The organism is Xanthobacter sp. BG11Y11_SDJG (assembly GCF_057364445.1).
Genome location: NZ_JBNFNU010000394.1, coordinates 1 through 3,962, shown reverse-complemented (window position 1 = coordinate 3,962; position 3,962 = coordinate 1). Strand labels below are relative to the sequence as shown.

5 protein-coding genes are annotated in these 3,962 nt (G+C 70.8%); all 5 read left to right on the top strand.

Going from position 1 to position 3,962, the window contains the following annotated elements:
• Window positions 1–126 precede the first annotated feature (126 nt).
• Window positions 127–675, top strand: a complete 549-nt coding sequence (locus AC2W7M_RS21485; RefSeq protein ID WP_486134774.1) for a hypothetical protein — start codon at window positions 127–129, stop codon at window positions 673–675.
• Window positions 621–1,142 (top strand): VWA domain-containing protein, encoded by a 522-nt coding sequence (locus tag AC2W7M_RS21480; RefSeq protein WP_486134772.1) that lies wholly within the window; start codon window positions 621–623, stop codon window positions 1,140–1,142. Before AC2W7M_RS21485 ends, AC2W7M_RS21480 begins: the two co-directional genes overlap by 55 nt.
• A 102-nt stretch (window positions 1,143–1,244) precedes the next feature.
• Window positions 1,245–2,129 carry an amidohydrolase family protein gene (locus tag AC2W7M_RS21475; protein WP_486134770.1) on the top strand — a complete coding sequence of 295 codons (885 nt, stop codon included), beginning with the start codon at window positions 1,245–1,247 and terminating at the stop codon, window positions 2,127–2,129.
• Between the two features lie 12 nt (window positions 2,130–2,141).
• Window positions 2,142–2,993 (top strand): N-acyl homoserine lactonase family protein, encoded by an 852-nt coding sequence (locus AC2W7M_RS21470; protein WP_486134768.1) that lies wholly within the window; start codon window positions 2,142–2,144, stop codon window positions 2,991–2,993.
• Between the two features lie 12 nt (window positions 2,994–3,005).
• The coding region (locus AC2W7M_RS21465; protein ID WP_486134766.1) for an SMP-30/gluconolactonase/LRE family protein at window positions 3,006–3,962 on the top strand (957 nt) is incomplete at its 3' end.

The window sequence follows — 3,962 nt, the reverse complement described above, 5'->3', positions numbered from 1 at the left end:
CCTCGCCGGCACCGGCGCGCCCTGGCCGGAGGCGTTCCGCCGCGCCATCGGCACCGCCATCAAGGACGAGGAGGACCTCGCCTTCCTGCGCCCGCGCCTCCACCTCATCATTCCCGGAGCGGCGGCATGAGCCCGCGCCTGCCCGCCGCCGCGCGCGTGTTCGTCGCCTTCCCGGCGCTGCTGCGGGAGAACGGGTTCGCCGTGGCGCCGGAGCAGACCCTGGCCTTCCTCATGGCGGTGGAGCTGCTCGGCCCGCGCAGCCTGGAGCATGTGCGCCGCGGCGCCGCCGCCACCCTCGCCCCGCCGGCTCGAGCCGGCGGGGCGCTGTTCGACGCTTTGTTCGACCAGCATTTCCTCGGCGCCATCGCCGAGCCGGGCGAGGAGGAGTTCGAGGCCGACGAGGAGATGGGCGCCCAGGATGATGCGGGCCTCCAGGAGGTGATCCTCGGCGAGGAGATCAACGAGACCGGCGAGGCGCCCACCGGCGCCGAAGCGCTCTCCGTGCGCCGGCTCGCCGCCTTGAGCGAGAGCGAGGTGCTGCGCCGCTTCGGCCGCGCTCTGCCCGCCGCATTGCCGCGCCGGCGCGGCTATCGCCGGCGGGCCGCCCCGGCGCGGCCCGGATGGTCGACCTCGCGAAAAGCCTCAGGGAGGCCATCCGCCACGACGGCGAGGTGATGAGCCTCAAGCGGCTGCGCCGCGTCAGGCGCCCGCGGCCGATCCTGCTGCTGATCGACGTCTCCGGCTCCATGAAGCAGCGCACCAACGCCAACCTCGCCCTGGCCCACACCATCGTCCAGGCGGCGCCGCGGGCGGAGGTGTTCACCTTCGGCACCCGCCTGTCGCGGGTGACGCGGGCGCTGAAGCGGCGCCGGCGCGAGCAGGCGCTGGCCGAGGCGCCGCGCTCGTGCCCGACTGGGACGGCGGCACGCGGATCGGCGATGCGCTCCAGGCGTTCCTCGCCGTGCCGCGCTTTGCCGCGTTCGCGGCGGGGGCCGGTGGTGGGTGGGTGCTCTCCGACGGGCTGGAAACGCGGCGATCCCGCGCCTTTTGGTCTCGGCCGTGACGCGGCTCGCGGCGCGGGCACACCGCATCGACTGGCTGACCCCGCTCGCCGCCGACCCCGCCTTCCGCCCGGAGACTGAGGCGCTGCGCCTCATCGCGCCGCGCTTCGCCCGGCTCGGCGACGGCGCCACCACGGCGCGCATCTGCCGCCACATCCTTTCGCTCGCAGGCTCGGAGGCCGCATGACCGGCATCGTCGATGGCCATTTCCACATCTGGCGCCAGCAGGACCTGCCCTGGCTGCTCGGCCCCATGCAGCCGCGCATCTTCGGCCCCTACGAGCCGATCCGGCGCGACTACCCGGTGGAGGAGTATCTCGCCGACTGCCGCCCCTGCGGTGTGACGCAGGCGGTCTATGTCCAGGCCAATTGGGCACCGGCGCGCTTCATGGACGAGGTGGAGTTCGTCACCCGTGCCTCCGAGGACAGCGGCTTTCCCCTCGCCATCGTCGCCTATGCGGACCTTCTGGCCGGCGATGCGCGGCCGCAGTTCGACCGGCTCGCCGCGAACCCGCGCGTCAAGGGCGTGCGCATGCAGCTCCACTGGCACGAGAATGCGCTCTACCGCTTCGCCAGCGCCCCCGATCTGTGCCTCGACCCGCGCGTCATCGCCAATGTGGGGCACCTCGCCGACTACGGCTTCAGCTTCGACCTCCAGGTGTTCGCGCCGCAGATGGCCGGCGCCGCGGAGCTTGCCGCGCTCTGCCCAGACGTGACCTTCGTGCTGCAGCATGCCGGCATGCTGGAGTACCTTTCGCCCGACGGCATCGCGGCATGGCGCAACGGCATGGCGCTGCTCGCCGCCCGGCCCAACGTGACGAGCAAGCTCTCCGGCCTCGGCACCTTTCTGCGCGCCAACGATGCCGAGCACGTCGCCTTCGTGGACGGCGAGACGCTCGGCCTGTTCGGGCCAGAGCGCTGCCTGTTCGGCTCCAATTTCCCCATCGAGAAGCTCTGGACCACCTATGCCGCGCTCCTCGCCGCCCACCAGGCGGCAGTGCCGGAGGCGGCGGCCATGAGCGTCTTCAACGAAACCGCGCGGCGGGTCTACCGCCTGAGCCATACCTGACGGAGGACACCCATGGCGCTCGAAATCAAGGTCCTGGACTTCGGCGATATCGAGCTTGAATCCAGCTTTCTGGTCCTCGGCCGGGACTGCGGCCGCACGCGCCGCGTGCCCACCTACGGCTTTTTGATCCTCGGCGGACCCTGGCCGGTGGTGGTGGATACCGGCTACCGCAACAACCAGATCATGGAGACCCTCGGCATGCGCGGGCTCCAGTTCCACGAGAACATGATCGAGAACCAGCTCGCCAAATACGGCGTGCGCATGGGCGACGTGCGCTATGTGATGCACACCCACCTGCACATCGACCATGCGGGCAAGGACGACCTGTTCCCCATGAACACCACGGTGATCGTGAACCGCCGGGAACTGGAATATTCGGTGTCGGGCCTCATGCACCCGCAATATCCCGCACCCGACATCAAGCACCTCATCGACCGCCTGCACACCCGCGACGCGCTGCGCTTCGAGGACCTGGAGCTGACGGGGATCATCGAGCTGTTCCCCGGCTGCTACCTGGAGGCGGCCGGCGCCCACACGGAAGGCTCGATGAACGTCCACGTGGACACCGTGGAAGGCCGCTGCACCATCTGCGGCGACGTGATCTACGACTTCAACGACCAGATCGTCACCCCCTTCCACGAGATCAGCTTCAACGAGCCGCGCACCACCGGCAATCACGGCGTCTCCAAGCGCCAGGAGAAGGCCGCCATCAAGAAGCTCCTGGCGAGCGGCGCCCGCTTCCTGCTGCCGGTGCACGACAAGGGCGCGAAGATCGAGCGCGGCCAGGTGGTGGGGCGCATGGACATGGCGGTGCCGGGGCCCGTGGTGCAGACCCTGCCCGCGCGCAACTGGTTCGCGGCCTGACGGGGGGGCGCCATGACCACCCACGCCGCGCTGCGGCCCGGCTTCGCCGACCTCATCGACCTGTGGGCGCCGGTCCGCCAGATCGGCACGGGCTTCCAGTTCACCGAAGGGCCGGTCTGGCACCCGCGCGACCACCACCTCCTGTTCTCGGACATGCCGGGCGACGTGCGCCGGCGCTGGGACGGGCGGAGCGTGACCGAGGTCATGCGCCCGGCCAACAAGTGCAACGGCATGACCTATGACGCGGACCTCAACCTCCTCGTCTGCGAGCATGCCACCTCGTCCTTGGTGCGCGAGCGGCCGGACGGGCGGCGCGAGGTGGTCGCCTCCCATTTCGAGGGCATGGAGCTGAACAGCCCGAACGATCTGTGCGTGAAGTCGGACGGCGCGATCTACTTCTCCGATCCCTGGTACGGCCGCATGCCGGTCTACGGGGTGGAGCGGCCGCGCCAGCTCGGCTTCCAGGGCGTCTACCGCGTCCCGCCGGGCGGTGGCGCGCCGGAACTGCTGGTGGACCGCTATCTCTTCACCCAGCCGAACGGCCTGTGCTTCTGCCCCACCGAGGCGCTGCTCTATGTGAACGACACGGTGCAGCACCTGATCCGCGTGTTCGACGTGCGCCCTGACGGGCGGCTCGGACCGGGACGGGTGTTCGCCTCCGGCATCGTCTCGCCCTCCGAGCCGGGCGTGCCGGACGGCATGAAGTGCGATGCCGAGGGCAATGTGTGGGTGTGCGGGCCGGGCGGCGTGTGGGTCTATTCCCCGGCCGGCACCCTTATCGGTCAGGTCCGGGTGCCGGAACTGGTCGGCAACCTCGCCTGGGGCGGGGCGGACTGGCGCACGTTGTTCCTCACCGCCACCCATTCGGTCTATGCGGTGGAGACGAAGGTCGGGCCGCGCATCGAGCCCTTCATGCGCGCCGCTGCCGGGGCGCCGGCGAGCGGCGGCGTCCTGGCGGCGGCGAGCGGC